Origin of the sequence: Streptomyces sp. NPDC092045 (genome assembly GCF_044756005.1) — a bacterium.
GTDB lineage: Bacteria > Actinomycetota > Actinomycetes > Streptomycetales > Streptomycetaceae > Streptomyces.
In genome coordinates, this window is record NZ_JBIVSC010000001.1 from 51,359 (window position 1) to 64,486 (window position 13,128).

General features: G+C 66.7%; 24 protein-coding genes. All 24 read left to right on the forward strand.

Annotated features, from left to right (window positions below; all coding sequences use genetic code 11):
• Position 1: 1 nt before the first annotated feature.
• The gene (rpsS, locus tag ACIQKA_RS00270) at positions 2 to 283 is read left to right on the forward strand and encodes a 30S ribosomal protein S19 (protein WP_015035577.1); all 282 of its coding nucleotides are present in this window, start codon (positions 2 to 4) and stop codon (positions 281 to 283) included.
• 42 nt (positions 284 to 325) lie between these two features.
• Positions 326 to 673 (forward strand): 50S ribosomal protein L22, encoded by a 348-nt coding sequence (gene rplV, locus ACIQKA_RS00275; RefSeq protein WP_004571827.1) that lies wholly within the window; start codon positions 326 to 328, stop codon positions 671 to 673.
• Entirely contained in the window at positions 673 to 1,521 is an 849-nt protein-coding gene (gene rpsC / locus ACIQKA_RS00280) for a 30S ribosomal protein S3 (RefSeq protein ID WP_017239578.1), read from the forward strand. The genes rplV and rpsC overlap by 1 nt, the downstream gene beginning before the upstream one ends.
• 5 nt (positions 1,522 to 1,526) lie before the next feature.
• Positions 1,527 to 1,946: a 50S ribosomal protein L16 gene (rplP, locus tag ACIQKA_RS00285; RefSeq protein WP_015035580.1), complete on the forward strand. Its 420-nt coding sequence runs from the start codon at positions 1,527 to 1,529 to the stop codon at positions 1,944 to 1,946.
• Positions 1,946 to 2,170, forward strand: coding sequence for a 50S ribosomal protein L29 (gene rpmC / locus ACIQKA_RS00290; protein WP_017239580.1), 225 nt, complete (start codon positions 1,946 to 1,948; stop codon positions 2,168 to 2,170). Before rplP ends, rpmC begins: the two co-directional genes overlap by 1 nt.
• Positions 2,170 to 2,451, forward strand: coding sequence for a 30S ribosomal protein S17 (gene rpsQ / locus ACIQKA_RS00295; protein ID WP_030208995.1), 282 nt, complete (start codon positions 2,170 to 2,172; stop codon positions 2,449 to 2,451). The genes rpmC and rpsQ overlap by 1 nt, the downstream gene beginning before the upstream one ends.
• A 105-nt stretch (positions 2,452 to 2,556) precedes the next feature.
• Positions 2,557 to 2,925 carry a 50S ribosomal protein L14 gene (gene rplN / locus ACIQKA_RS00300; protein ID WP_003956455.1) on the forward strand — a complete coding sequence of 123 codons (369 nt, stop codon included), beginning with the start codon at positions 2,557 to 2,559 and terminating at the stop codon, positions 2,923 to 2,925.
• 2 nt (positions 2,926 to 2,927) lie between these two features.
• Complete coding sequence (gene rplX, locus ACIQKA_RS00305) at positions 2,928 to 3,239, forward strand: 50S ribosomal protein L24 (protein ID WP_030208998.1); 312 nt, start codon at positions 2,928 to 2,930, stop codon at positions 3,237 to 3,239.
• Positions 3,236 to 3,793 carry a 50S ribosomal protein L5 gene (gene rplE / locus ACIQKA_RS00310; protein ID WP_366372315.1) on the forward strand — a complete coding sequence of 186 codons (558 nt, stop codon included), beginning with the start codon at positions 3,236 to 3,238 and terminating at the stop codon, positions 3,791 to 3,793. Before rplX ends, rplE begins: the two co-directional genes overlap by 4 nt.
• A 5-nt stretch (positions 3,794 to 3,798) precedes the next feature.
• Positions 3,799 to 3,984 (forward strand): type Z 30S ribosomal protein S14, encoded by a 186-nt coding sequence (locus tag ACIQKA_RS00315; protein WP_003948630.1) that lies wholly within the window; start codon positions 3,799 to 3,801, stop codon positions 3,982 to 3,984.
• Between the two features lie 220 nt (positions 3,985 to 4,204).
• Positions 4,205 to 4,603 carry a 30S ribosomal protein S8 gene (gene rpsH, locus ACIQKA_RS00320; RefSeq protein WP_030209003.1) on the forward strand — a complete coding sequence of 133 codons (399 nt, stop codon included), beginning with the start codon at positions 4,205 to 4,207 and terminating at the stop codon, positions 4,601 to 4,603.
• Between the two features lie 21 nt (positions 4,604 to 4,624).
• A complete protein-coding gene (gene rplF, locus ACIQKA_RS00325; RefSeq protein ID WP_024755414.1) occupies positions 4,625 to 5,164 on the forward strand; it encodes a 50S ribosomal protein L6 in 540 nt (179 codons plus the stop codon).
• A gap of 4 nt (positions 5,165 to 5,168) precedes the next feature.
• Entirely contained in the window at positions 5,169 to 5,552 is a 384-nt protein-coding gene (rplR, locus tag ACIQKA_RS00330) for a 50S ribosomal protein L18 (protein WP_030209008.1), read from the forward strand.
• Between the two features lie 46 nt (positions 5,553 to 5,598).
• On the forward strand, positions 5,599 to 6,201 hold the full coding sequence (gene rpsE / locus ACIQKA_RS00335; RefSeq protein ID WP_015035588.1) for a 30S ribosomal protein S5: 603 nt from the start codon (positions 5,599 to 5,601) through the stop codon (positions 6,199 to 6,201).
• A complete protein-coding gene (rpmD, locus tag ACIQKA_RS00340; protein WP_015035589.1) occupies positions 6,201 to 6,383 on the forward strand; it encodes a 50S ribosomal protein L30 in 183 nt (60 codons plus the stop codon). Before rpsE ends, rpmD begins: the two co-directional genes overlap by 1 nt.
• 1 nt (position 6,384) lies before the next feature.
• Positions 6,385 to 6,840 (forward strand): 50S ribosomal protein L15, encoded by a 456-nt coding sequence (gene rplO, locus ACIQKA_RS00345; protein WP_030687807.1) that lies wholly within the window; start codon positions 6,385 to 6,387, stop codon positions 6,838 to 6,840.
• Positions 6,841 to 7,363: 523 nt separating this feature from the next.
• Complete coding sequence (gene secY / locus ACIQKA_RS00350) at positions 7,364 to 8,683, forward strand: preprotein translocase subunit SecY (protein WP_366371030.1); 1,320 nt, start codon at positions 7,364 to 7,366, stop codon at positions 8,681 to 8,683.
• Positions 8,683 to 9,330 (forward strand): adenylate kinase, encoded by a 648-nt coding sequence (locus ACIQKA_RS00355; RefSeq protein WP_383152612.1) that lies wholly within the window; start codon positions 8,683 to 8,685, stop codon positions 9,328 to 9,330. The genes secY and ACIQKA_RS00355 overlap by 1 nt, the downstream gene beginning before the upstream one ends.
• A 98-nt stretch (positions 9,331 to 9,428) precedes the next feature.
• Positions 9,429 to 10,280, forward strand: coding sequence for a type I methionyl aminopeptidase (gene map, locus ACIQKA_RS00360; RefSeq protein ID WP_402539539.1), 852 nt, complete (start codon positions 9,429 to 9,431; stop codon positions 10,278 to 10,280).
• A gap of 221 nt (positions 10,281 to 10,501) precedes the next feature.
• Complete coding sequence (gene infA, locus ACIQKA_RS00365; RefSeq protein ID WP_003956442.1) at positions 10,502 to 10,723, forward strand: translation initiation factor IF-1; 222 nt, start codon at positions 10,502 to 10,504, stop codon at positions 10,721 to 10,723.
• A gap of 63 nt (positions 10,724 to 10,786) precedes the next feature.
• Positions 10,787 to 10,900, forward strand: a complete 114-nt coding sequence (rpmJ, locus tag ACIQKA_RS00370) for a 50S ribosomal protein L36 (RefSeq protein ID WP_003956441.1) — start codon at positions 10,787 to 10,789, stop codon at positions 10,898 to 10,900.
• A gap of 189 nt (positions 10,901 to 11,089) precedes the next feature.
• On the forward strand, positions 11,090 to 11,470 hold the full coding sequence (gene rpsM / locus ACIQKA_RS00375) for a 30S ribosomal protein S13 (RefSeq protein WP_030209021.1): 381 nt from the start codon (positions 11,090 to 11,092) through the stop codon (positions 11,468 to 11,470).
• Positions 11,471 to 11,536: 66 nt separating this feature from the next.
• Positions 11,537 to 11,941: a 30S ribosomal protein S11 gene (rpsK, locus tag ACIQKA_RS00380; protein ID WP_003956432.1), complete on the forward strand. Its 405-nt coding sequence runs from the start codon at positions 11,537 to 11,539 to the stop codon at positions 11,939 to 11,941.
• Between the two features lie 118 nt (positions 11,942 to 12,059).
• Complete coding sequence (locus tag ACIQKA_RS00385; protein WP_004946635.1) at positions 12,060 to 13,082, forward strand: DNA-directed RNA polymerase subunit alpha; 1,023 nt, start codon at positions 12,060 to 12,062, stop codon at positions 13,080 to 13,082.
• The last annotated feature ends 46 nt before the right edge of the window (positions 13,083 to 13,128 follow it).

The following is a 13,128-nucleotide window of genomic DNA, read 5'->3' on the forward strand; positions in this document are numbered from 1 at the left end:
GATGCCGCGCAGTCTCAAGAAGGGACCCTTCGTCGACGGCCACCTCGTCAAGAAGGTGGACGCCCAGAACGAAGCCGGTACCAAGAACGTCATCAAGACCTGGTCCCGTCGCTCGATGATCATCCCGGCCATGCTCGGCCACACGATCGCGGTGCACAACGGCAAGACCCACATTCCGGTGTTTGTCACCGAGTCGATGGTCGGCCACAAGCTCGGCGAGTTCTCGCCGACGCGCACCTTCCGGGGTCACGTGAAGGACGACCGGAAGTCGAAGCGCCGCTAGTAGCGGGGTGGAATGACCATGACAGACACTGGAAGGACAACCATGGAAGCCAGGGCCCAGGCGCGGTACATCCGCGTCACGCCCATGAAGGCCCGCCGCGTGGTGGACCTTATCCGTGGCATGGACGCCACGGAGGCTCAGGCGGTCCTGCGTTTCGCCCCGCAGGCCGCGAGCGTGCCGGTTGGCAAGGTGCTGGACAGCGCCATCGCCAACGCCGCGCACAACTACGACCACACTGACGCCTCTTCGCTGGTCATCAGCGAGGCGTACGTGGATGAGGGCCCGACCCTGAAGCGGTTCCGTCCGCGTGCCCAGGGCCGTGCCTACCGGATCCGTAAGCGGACCAGCCACATCACCGTGGTCGTCAGCAGCAAGGAAGGAACCCGGTAATGGGCCAGAAGGTTAACCCGCATGGGTTCCGGCTCGGCATCACCACGGACTTCAAGTCCCGCTGGTACGCCGACAAGCTGTACAAGGACTACGTCAAGGAAGACGTCGCCATCCGTCGGATGATGACGTCCGGCATGGAGCGCGCCGGCATCTCGAAGGTGGAGATCGAGCGCACCCGTGACCGTGTGCGTGTGGACATCCACACCGCGCGTCCCGGCATCGTCATCGGCCGCCGCGGCGCCGAGGCCGACCGCATCCGCGGCGACCTCGAGAAGCTGACGGGCAAGCAGGTCCAGCTGAACATCCTCGAGGTCAAGAACCCCGAGATGGACGCCCAGCTGGTCGCCCAGGCCGTCGCCGAGCAGCTCTCCTCCCGCGTCTCCTTCCGCCGTGCCATGCGCAAGAGCATGCAGGGCACCATGAAGGCCGGCGCCAAGGGCATCAAGATCCAGTGCGGCGGTCGTCTCGGCGGCGCCGAGATGTCCCGCTCGGAGTTCTACCGCGAGGGCCGCGTGCCCCTGCACACGCTCCGCGCGAACGTCGACTACGGCTTCTTCGAGGCCAAGACGACCTTCGGCCGCATCGGCGTGAAGGTCTGGATCTACAAGGGCGACGTCAAGAACATCGCCGAGGTCCGCGCCGAGAACGCCGCGGCCCGTGCGGGCAACCGCCCGGCCCGTGGTGCCGGCGCTGGCGACCGTCCCGCCGGCCGTGGTGGCCGCGGTGGCGAGCGTGGCGGCCGCGGCCGCAAGCCGCAGCAGCAGTCCGCGCCGGCTGCCGAGGCCCCCAAGGCCGACGCTCCCGCCGCCGCTGCCGCTCCGGCTGAGAGCACCGGAACGGAGGCCTGACCGTCATGCTGATCCCCCGTAGGGTCAAGCACCGCAAGCAGCACCACCCCAAGCGCTCGGGCATGAGCAAGGGTGGTACGCAGGTCGCGTTCGGCGAGTACGGCATCCAGGCCCTCACGCCGGCGTACGTGACCAACCGCCAGATCGAGGCGGCCCGTATCGCGATGACCCGCCACATCAAGCGTGGCGGCAAGGTCTGGATCAACATCTACCCGGACCGCCCGCTGACGAAGAAGCCCGCCGAGACCCGCATGGGTTCCGGTAAGGGTTCTCCGGAGTGGTGGATCGCGAACGTCAAGCCGGGTCGGGTGATGTTCGAACTGTCCTACCCGAACGAGAAGATCGCGCGCGAGGCCCTGACCCGTGCGGCCCACAAGCTGCCGATGAAGTGCAAGATCGTGAAGCGCGAAGCAGGTGAGCTGTGATGTCGGCCGGTACCAAGGCGTCCGAGCTGCGCGAGCTGGGCAACGAGGAGCTTCTCAACAAGCTCCGCGAGGCCAAGGAAGAGCTGTTCAACCTCCGCTTCCAGGCGGCGACGGGTCAGCTCGAGAACCACGGCCGGCTCAAGTCCGTCCGTAAGGACATCGCCCGGATCTACACCCTGATGCGTGAGCGTGAGCTGGGCATCGAGACGGTGGAGAACGCCTGATGAGCGAGAGCAACGTGACTGAGAAGACCGAGCGCAACGCTCGTAAGGTCCGCGAGGGCCTCGTCGTCAGCGACAAGATGGACAAGACCGTCGTCGTCGCTGTCGAGGACCGCGTCAAGCACGCGCTGTACGGCAAGGTCATCCGCCGTACGAACAAGCTCAAGGCTCACGACGAGCAGAACGCTGCCGGCATCGGCGACCGCGTCCTCCTGATGGAGACCCGGAAGCTGTCCGCCACGAAGCACTGGCGCGTCGTCGAGATCCTCGAGAAGGCCAAGTAATCACCTAGGGGGTTTCCCTTAGGTTCAGTTCCGCCAGGCTCGGTGGAGAAGCGCCGGTCATCAGCGCTTCTCCACCGGGAACCGGCAGACAATCAGGAGATAGACGTGATCCAGCAGGAGTCGCGACTGCGTGTCGCCGACAACACTGGTGCCAAGGAGATCCTTTGCATCCGTGTTCTCGGTGGCTCGGGTCGCCGCTACGCGGGCATCGGTGACGTCATCGTCGCCACCGTCAAGGACGCGATCCCCGGTGGCAACGTGAAGAAGGGTGACGTCGTCAAGGCGGTCATCGTTCGCACCGTCAAGGAGCGCCGCCGCCAGGACGGCTCGTACATCCGCTTCGACGAGAACGCCGCCGTCATTCTCAAGAACGACGGCGACCCTCGTGGCACCCGTATCTTCGGCCCGGTCGGCCGTGAGCTGCGCGAGAAGAAGTTCATGAAGATCATCTCGCTCGCGCCGGAGGTGCTGTAAGCATGAAGATCAAGAAGGGCGACCTGGTCCAGGTCATCACCGGTAAGGACAAGGGCAAGCAGGGCAAGGTCGTCACGGCCTTCCCCCGCGAGAACCGCGTCCTCGTCGAGGGTGTCAACCGGGTCAAGAAGCACACCAAGGCCGGCCCCTCGCAGGCCGGCGGCATCGTGACGACCGAGGCCCCGATCCACGTGAGCAACGTTCAGCTCGTCGTGGAGAAGGACGGCAAGAAGGTCGTCACGCGTGTCGGTTACCGCTTCGACGACGAGGGCAACAAGATCCGCGTTGCCAAGCGGACGGGTGAGGACATCTGATGGCTACCACCACTCCGCGTCTCAAGACGAAGTACCGCGAGGAGATCGCGGGCAAGCTGCGCGACGAGTTCTCGTACGAGAACGTCATGCAGATCCCCGGTCTTGTGAAGATCGTGGTCAACATGGGTGTCGGCGACGCCGCCCGTGACTCGAAGCTGATCGACGGCGCGATCCGCGACCTCACGACGATCACCGGTCAGAAGCCGGCCGTCACGAAGGCCCGCAAGTCCATCGCGCAGTTCAAGCTCCGCGAGGGCCAGCCGATCGGCGCCCACGTCACGCTCCGTGGCGACCGCATGTGGGAGTTCCTGGACCGCACCCTGTCGCTCGCGCTCCCGCGCATCCGCGACTTCCGCGGCCTGTCCCCCAAGCAGTTCGACGGCCGTGGCAACTACACCTTCGGTCTCACGGAGCAGGTCATGTTCCACGAGATCGACCAGGACAAGATCGACCGTGTCCGGGGTATGGACATCACCGTGGTGACCACGGCGACCAACGACGACGAGGGCCGTGCCCTTCTGCGTCACCTCGGCTTCCCGTTCAAGGAGGCGTAAGCGAGATGGCGAAGAAGGCTCTCATCGCGAAGGCTGCCCGCAAGCCCAAGTTCGGCGTGCGCGGTTACACGCGCTGCCAGCGCTGTGGTCGTCCCCACTCCGTGTACCGCAAGTTCGGCCTGTGCCGCGTGTGCCTCCGTGAGATGGCTCACCGTGGCGAGCTGCCGGGCGTGACCAAGAGCTCCTGGTAATCCCCTTCTGTCCACAGGACGTTAGGGATTCCCGGAGTCTCTCGGTAAGCATTGGGTCGGCGGAGGCCCACCCCGTCATGCCGTAGGCTGGTGGGGTTGGGCGTCCGCCGCCCGTACGACTTACTACGCCGTAGGTCCCCGCGCCGCACCCGTCCCGCCCCTGTGTGGGGAGAGGGATGGCGCACTGGAAACCCCGGCGAGAGAGGCCGAAGGCCAATTCATGACCATGACTGATCCGATCGCGGACATGCTGACTCGTCTGCGTAACGCGAACTCGGCATACCACGACACCGTGACGATGCCGCACAGCAAGATCAAGTCTCACATCGCGGAAATCCTCCAGCAGGAGGGCTTCATCACGGGCTGGAAGGTCGAGGACGCCGAGGTCGGCAAGAACCTCGTCCTCGAGCTCAAGTTCGGTCCGAACCGTGAGCGCTCCATCGCGGGCATCAAGCGGATCTCGAAGCCCGGTCTCCGGGTTTACGCGAAGTCCACCAACCTGCCGAAGGTCCTCGGCGGCCTGGGCGTGGCGATCATCTCCACGTCCCACGGTCTCCTGACCGGCCAGCAGGCAGGCAAGAAGGGCGTAGGTGGGGAAGTCCTCGCCTACGTCTGGTAGTCGGGAACGGAGGAATAGCTAATGTCGCGTATTGGCAAGCTGCCTATCCAGGTTCCCGCCGGCGTGGACGTCACCATCGATGGCCGCACGGTCACGGTCAAGGGTTCCAAGGGCACCCTGAGCCACACCGTCGCCGCGCCGATCGAGATCGTTAAGGGCGAGGATGGCGTGCTCAACGTCAACCGTCCGAACGACGAGCGTCAGAACAAGGCCCTCCACGGCCTGTCCCGCACGCTGGTGGCCAACATGATCACCGGTGTGACCCAGGGTTACGTCAAGGCGCTCGAGATCAGCGGTGTCGGTTACCGCGTCGCCGCGAAGGGCTCCAACCTGGAGTTCCAGCTCGGTTACAGCCACCCGATCCTGGTCGAGGCGCCCGAGGGCATCTCGTTCAAGGTCGAGTCGCCGACCAAGTTCTCGGTCGAGGGCATCGACAAGCAGAAGGTCGGCGAGGTCGCCGCCAACATCCGCAAGCTGCGCAAGCCCGACCCGTACAAGGCCAAGGGCGTCAAGTACGCGGGCGAGGTCATCCGCCGCAAGGTCGGAAAGGCTGGTAAGTAAAGCCATGGCATACGGTGTGAAGATCGCCAAGGGCGACGCTTACAAGGGCGCCGCCAAGAAGCGCCGCCACATCCGCATCCGCAAGAACGTGTCGGGTACGGCGGAGCGTCCGCGCCTCGTCGTGACGCGTTCCAACCGCGGCATCACCGCTCAGGTCATCGACGACCTCAAGGGTCACACCCTTGCGTCGGCGTCGACCCTGGACGCGTCGATCCGCGGCGGCGAGGGCGACAAGTCCGCGAAGGCCAAGCAGGTCGGTTCCCTGGTCGCCGAGCGCGCCAAGGCCGCCGGCGTCGAGGCCGTCGTGTTCGACCGTGGTGGCAACAGGTACGCCGGGCGCATTGCCGCTCTGGCTGACGCCGCCCGCGAAGCCGGGCTGAAGTTCTAAGCCCCGGTTCCGGGACTAACGGACGTAACAGAGAGAGGTAAATCCAATGGCTGGACCCCAGCGCCGCGGAAGCGGTGCCGGTGGCGGCGAGCGGCGGGACCGGAAGGGCCGCGACGGTGGCGCTGCCGCCGAGAAGACCGCGTACGTTGAGCGCGTCGTCGCGATCAACCGCGTCGCCAAGGTTGTCAAGGGTGGTCGTCGCTTCAGCTTCACCGCGCTGGTCGTGGTGGGCGACGGTGACGGCACCGTAGGTGTCGGTTACGGCAAGGCCAAGGAAGTTCCCGCGGCCATCGCCAAGGGCGTCGAGGAAGCCAAGAAGAACTTCTTCAAGGTTCCCCGCATCCAGGGCACCATCCCTCACCCGATCCAGGGCGAGAAGGCCGCGGGCGTCGTCCTGCTCAAGCCGGCTTCCCCCGGTACCGGTGTGATCGCCGGTGGCCCGGTGCGCGCCGTGCTCGAGTGCGCCGGCGTTCACGACATCCTGTCGAAGTCGCTCGGCTCCGACAACGCGATCAACATCGTGCACGCGACCGTGGAGGCCCTCAAGGGCCTGCAGCGTCCCGAGGAGATCGCGGCCCGCCGCGGTCTGCCCCTCGAGGACGTCGCTCCCGCGGCCCTGCTCCGTGCGCGTGCCGGGGCGGGTGCGTAATGGCTCGCCTCAAGGTCACGCAGACGAAGTCGTACATCGGCAGCAAGCAGAACCACCGCGACACCCTGCGCTCGCTCGGCCTCAAGAAGGTCAACGACGTGGTTGTCAAGGAGGACCGCCCCGAGTTCCGCGGCATGGTGCACACCGTCCGCCACCTCGTGACGGTCGAGGAGGTTGACTGACATGGCGGAGAACAACCCGCTGAAGGCCCACAACCTCCGTCCCGCCCCCGGCGCCAAGACCGCGAAGACCCGTGTCGGTCGTGGTGAGGCGTCGAAGGGTAAGACGGCCGGTCGTGGTACGAAGGGCACGAAGGCCCGCTACCAGGTTCCGGAGCGCTTCGAGGGTGGGCAGATGCCCCTCCACATGCGTCTCCCGAAGCTGAAGGGCTTCAAGAACCCCTTCCGCACCGAGTACCAGGTCGTGAACCTGGACAAGCTGACCGCGCTCTACCCGCAGGGTGGCGAGGTCACGGTGGCCGATCTGGTCGCCAAGGGTGCGGTTCGCAAGAACCAGCTCGTCAAGGTCCTGGGCCAGGGCGAGGTCTCCGTGGCGCTGCAGGTGACGGTCGACGCCGTCTCCGGCTCCGCCAAGGAGAAGATCGCCGCCGCCGGCGGCACGGTCACCGAGCTCGTCTGAGCTCCGGTTCGACAGCACTGAGCCCGGCCGGCTCCCTTCGGGGAGCCGGCCGGGCCTCTTTGTGCGCGCGGAGGCGGGGCGACCGCCCGGAAGGGGGCGCCCCGGGGCGGCGCGCCGACGTGCCCGGCGTTTCCGCGGGAAACGCCCGTGGAGCGGTCGCCGGCCCGTTCCGGCCTGCTCCGGTTCGTTCCGGCGCGTTCCCGTACGGGCGGTGCGGACCCGTCCGGTGGGGCCGGGAACTGCTCGAACGTTCTTCCGAGGGAGCGGGGGCCGCGTCCGCGCGGCCCCCGGCAGGGACGGACACCCCACCGAAGCCGATGCCGGACACCCGGGGCGCCGCCCGTGACCGGTACCGGGCCGACGTGTCTCGAGACGTTTCCTGCTGACTGTGGGGCCGGGTATGGTAGCCGCTGTTAGCTTCCCCGGCAGTCTGCGCTTCTCGCGTGCGGCTGCCGTGTTCTGTACTCGCTCCCACACAAACCGTCACCCTCACGCGCGTAACGCGGGGGTCGCAGGAGGCACCGTGCTCACCGCGTTCGCCCGGGCGTTCAAGACGCCCGACCTGCGCAAGAAGCTGCTCTTCACGCTCGCCATCATCGTGCTGTACCGGCTCGGGGCGCACATCCCCGTCCCCGGCGTCAGCTACGAGGCCGTCCAGCAGTGTGTCAAGCAGGCCAGCGAGGGCAACAACAGCCTCTTCGGCCTGGTCAACATGTTCAGTGGCGGGGCTCTGCTGCAGATCACCATCTTCGCGCTCGGCATCATGCCGTACATCACGGCGAGCATCATCCTGCAGCTGCTGACCGTCGTGATCCCGCGTCTTGAGGCCCTCAAGAAGGAGGGTCAGTCCGGTACCGCCAAGATCACGCAGTACACCCGGTACCTGACGATCGCCCTCGCCGTCCTCCAGGGCACCGGTCTCGTCGCGACCGCCAAGAGCGGCGCGCTCTTCAGCGGCTGCGTCGTCGCCGACCAGGTCGTGCCCGACCAGTCGATCTTCACCATCGCCACCATGGTCATCACGATGACCGCCGGCACGGCCGCCGTCATGTGGCTCGGTGAGCTGATCACCGACCGCGGCATCGGCAACGGCATGTCGATCCTGATGTTCATCTCGATCGCCGCCGGCTTCCCGGGCGCCCTCTGGGCCATCAAGGAGAGCGGCACCCTGGCCGACGGCTGGATCGAGTTCGGCGTCGTCATCCTCATCGGCTTCGTGATGGTGGGCCTGGTGGTCTTCGTCGAGCAGGCCCAGCGGCGCATCCCGGTCCAGTACGCGAAGCGCATGATCGGCCGGCGCTCCTACGGCGGTACGTCCACGTACATCCCGCTGAAGGTGAACCAGGCGGGTGTGATTCCCGTCATCTTCGCGTCGTCGCTGCTCTACATCCCGGCGCTCGTGGCGCAGTTCTCGAGTTCCACCTCCGGCTGGAAGACCTGGATCGAAGCCCACTTCGTCAAGGGTGACCACCCGTACTACATCGCCACCTACTTCCTCCTGATCGTGTTCTTCGCCTTCTTCTACGTGGCGATCTCGTTCAACCCCGAGGAAGTCGCCGACAACATGAAGAAGTATGGTGGCTTCATCCCGGGTATCCGGGCCGGTCGACCTACTGCCGAGTACCTGAGCTACGTGCTCAACAGGATCACTTGGCCGGGCTCGCTGTACTTGGGTCTGATCGCTCTCGTGCCGACGACGGCGTTGGCAGGCTTCGGCGGCGCCAATGCCAACTTCCCCTTCGGCGGGACGAGCATCCTGATCATCGTGGGTGTGGGGCTGGAGACCGTGAAGCAGATCGAGAGCCAGCTCCAGCAGCGCAATTACGAAGGGTTCCTCCGCTGATGCGAATCGTCCTCGTCGGACCGCCCGGTGCGGGCAAGGGCACGCAGGCCGCGTTCCTTGCCAAGAACCTGGACATCCCGCACATCTCCACGGGTGATCTGTTCCGCGCCAACATCTCTCAGGGCACGGAGCTGGGCCTCAAGGCCAAGGCGTTCATGGACGCCGGTGACCTGGTGCCCGACGAGGTGACCATCGGGATGGCCAAGGACCGCATGGAGCAGCCGGACGCCGTCAACGGCTTCCTGCTCGACGGGTTCCCCCGGAACGTCGCTCAGGCCGAGGCGCTGGACGCCGTCCTGAAGGCCGAGGGCATGGAGCTCGACGCGGTCCTGGACCTGGAGGTCCCCGAGGACGAGGTCGTGAAGCGGATCGCGGGCCGCCGCATCTGCCGCAAGGACAGCGCGCACGTCTTCCACCTGACGTACAACGCGCCGAAGACCGAGGGCGTCTGCGACGTCTGCGGCGGCGAGCTCTACCAGCGCGACGACGACTCCGAGGAGACCGTCCGCCGGCGCCTGGAGGTCTACCACACGCAGACCGAGCCGATCATCGACTACTACCGGGCGCAGAACCTGGTCGTGACGATCTCCGCGCTCGGCAAGGTGGACGAGGTCACCGCCAAGGCGATGGACGCGCTCAAGAAGTAACCCCGGTTCGTTCGACACGGCCGCGGTGCCCCTCGGGGGCGCCGCGGCCGTATCGTTGTTCCGTCCCCCTTTTACCCAGTGGAAAGGCCCCGGCCACGATGGTGCAGATCAAGACCCCCGAGCAGATCGCGAAGATGCGCGAGGCGGGGCTGGTCGTCGCCGCCATCCACGCGGCGACCCGCGAGGCGGCCGTGCCGGGCGCCACGACCCGGGACCTGGACGAGGTCGCGCGCAAGGTCATCGCCGACCACGGGGCGAAGTCGAACTTCCTCGGGTACGGCGGCTTCCCCGCGACGATCTGCACCTCGGTGAACGAGGTCGTCGTCCACGGCATCCCCGACGACAAGACCGTCCTCAAGGACGGCGACATCATCTCGATCGACTGCGGCGCGATCGTGGACGGCTGGCACGGGGACGCGGCCTACACGGCCTTCGTGGGCACCGGCCACGCGCCCGAGCTCGTCGAGCTCTCCCGGGTGACCGAGGAGTCGATGTGGGCCGGCATCGCGGCCATGAAGACCGGCAACCGCCTGGTCGACGTCTCCAGGGCGATCGAGACCTACATCAAGCGGCAGCCGCGGCCGGCGGTCGGCGACCACAGCCTCGGCCGGTACGGGATCATCGAGGACTACGGCGGCCACGGCATCGGCACCGAGATGCACATGGACCCGCACCTCCTGAACTACGTCTCCCGCAAGCGCGGCAAGGGCCCGAAGCTGGTCCCCGGCCTCTGCCTGGCGATCGAGCCGATGGTCTCCCTGGGCACCCCCCGCACGGATGTCCTGAAGGACGACTGGACGGTCATCACCACGGACGGCACCTGGTCCTCCCACTGGGAGCACAGCGTGGCCGTGACGGAGGAGGGCCCGCTGGTCCTGACGGCGGTCGACGGCGGCAGGGCGAAGCTGGCGGAGCTGGGCGTCACGGCGGCGCCGGACCCGCTGGCGTAGGGGAACGCCCCCACGACCGCGCCGGATCCGTCGGCGTGGTTCCGCAAGGTACGCATTTTCTACGGTGCGGCGGCTTGCGTAAGGATCATTTCGGGTGGGCAGACTTCCCGATTCGTCTTTTGCTTGCGCCTGACGTAGACTGATGCGTCGGCTCTCGTGTATCCGTGTGTCCGCACGCGGCGGCGAAAGTCGATCAAGGTAGCCGATTCGAAAGGCGAAGCGTGGCCAAGAAGCAAGGTGCCATCGAGATCGAGGGCACCGTGATCGAGTCCCTCCCGAACGCCATGTTCAAGGTGGAGCTCCAGAACGGTCACAAGGTCCTCGCGCACATCTCCGGCAAGATGCGGATGCACTACATCCGAATCCTCCCGGACGACCGGGTCGTCGTGGAGCTCTCTCCGTACGACCTGACGCGTGGCCGGATCGTCTACCGCTACAAGTAGATCTTGCCCGCACCCCGCCTCCGCGCGCGGGTGGTGGCACTGACCCGGAGAACCTCACATCCCATGAAGGTCAAGCCGAGCGTCAAGAAGATCTGCGACAAGTGCAAGGTGATCCGCCGTCACGGCCGGGTCATGGTCATCTGCGACAACCTGCGCCACAAGCAGCGCCAGGGCTGACGCACGCCGACCGACCTGCATCTCGCAGTTCTTCGCGCGACGCATAGCAACACGTACATACGCAGAGCCCGTCCGACCGTGTCCCACGGTTGACGGCACCTCCGGCGGGGGCCGGGGACCCGACCTGTACCTCATACGGCAGCCGGGAACGGCTCTGCAGCAGACCCCCGAGAACACAGGAGCCATTGAATGGCACGCGTTTCCGGTGTTGACATCCCGCGCGAAAAGCGTGTGGTGGTCGCACTCACCTACGTCTTCGGCATCGGGCGCACCCGGTCCGAGGAGATTCTCGCCGCGACCGGCGTGAACCCGTCCACCCGTGTCCGCGACCTCGCCGAGGAAGACCTCGTCAAGATCCGCGAGTACGTGGACGCCAACCTCCGTACCGAGGGTGACCTCCGCCGTGAGATCGCCGCCGACATCCGCCGCAAGGTCGAGATCGGCTGCTACCAGGGCCTCCGCCACCGTCGTGGCCTGCCCGTCCGCGGTCAGCGCACCAGCACGAACGCCCGTACCCGCAAGGGCCCGCGTCGCGCCATCGCCGGCAAGAAGAAGCCGGGCAAGAAGTAGTCCTCAGCGGACGCTTGACCAAGCGGTCTTCGCTGTAGGACCGACCACCTCCCGTAGGAGTTATAGATGCCCCCCAAGGGTCGTCAGGGCGCTGCCAAGAAGGTGCGCCGCAAGGAAAAGAAGAACGTCGCTCACGGCCACGCGCACATCAAGAGCACGTTCAACAACACGATCGTCTCGATCACGGACCCCTCGGGCAACGTGATCTCCTGGGCCTCCGCCGGCCACGTCGGCTTCAAGGGCTCGCGCAAGTCCACCCCCTTCGCCGCGCAGATGGCCGCCGAGTCGGCCGCCCGCCGCGCGCAGGAGCACGGCATGCGCAAGGTCGACGTCTTCGTCAAGGGTCCCGGCTCCGGCCGTGAGACCGCGATCCGCTCCCTCCAGGCCACCGGCCTCGAGGTCGGCTCGATCCAGGACGTCACCCCCACGCCGCACAACGGCTGCCGTCCCCCCAAGCGCCGCCGCGTCTGACGCACGGCCTGCTTGTTCAGGACCTCGGGCGGTACGGCTCTTCGGGGCCGTGCCGCCCGTACCCTTGCAGTACGAGTCGGACGTCAAATAGTGGGCGTCCACGACTGAAGGACACAACATGCTTATCGCTCAGCGTCCGTCGCTGACCGAAGAGGTCGTCGACGAGTTCCGCTCCCGGTTCGTGATCGAGCCGCTGGAGCCGGGCTTCGGCTACACCCTCGGCAACTCCCTCCGCCGTACCCTCCTCTCCTCGATCCCGGGTGCCGCCGTCACGAGCATCCGCATCGACGGGGTCCTGCACGAGTTCACCACCGTGCCGGGCGTCAAGGAGGACGTCACCGACCTCATCCTGAACATCAAGCAGCTGGTCGTCTCCTCGGAGCACGACGAGCCGGTCGTGATGTACCTGCGCAAGCAGGGCCCGGGTCTGGTCACCGCCGCCGACATCGCGCCCCCGGCCGGTGTCGAGGTGCACAACCCCGACCTCGTCCTGGCGACCCTGAACGCCAAGGGCAAGCTGGAGATGGAGCTGACCGTCGAGCGCGGTCGCGGCTACGTCTCCGCCGTGCAGAACAAGCAGGTCGGCCAGGAGATCGGCCGCATCCCGGTCGACTCCATCTACTCGCCGGTCCTCAAGGTCACGTACAAGGTCGAGGCGACCCGTGTCGAGCAGCGCACCGACTTCGACAAGCTGATCGTCGACGTCGAGACCAAGCAGGCCATGCGCCCGCGCGACGCCATGGCGTCCGCCGGCAAGACCCTGGTCGAGCTGTTCGGTCTGGCGCGCGAGCTCAACATCGACGCCGAGGGCATCGACATGGGCCCGTCCCCCACGGACGCCGCCCTGGCCGCCGACCTGGCGCTGCCGATCGAGGAGCTGGAGCTCACCGTCCGCTCCTACAACTGCCTCAAGCGCGAGGGCATCCACTCCGTGGGCGAGCTCGTGGCGCGCTCCGAGGCGGACCTGCTCGACATCCGCAACTTCGGTGCGAAGTCGATCGACGAGGTCAAGGCGAAGCTGGCCGGCATGGGCCTGGCCCTCAAGGACAGCCCGCCCGGATTCGACCCGACCGCCGCGGCGGATGCGTTCGGCGCGGACGACGACGCGGATGCGGGCTTCGTCGAGACCGAGCAGTACTGAGAACTCGGGCCTCAGGGTCCGTACCCGGGTGCGGGAGCGCTGTGCT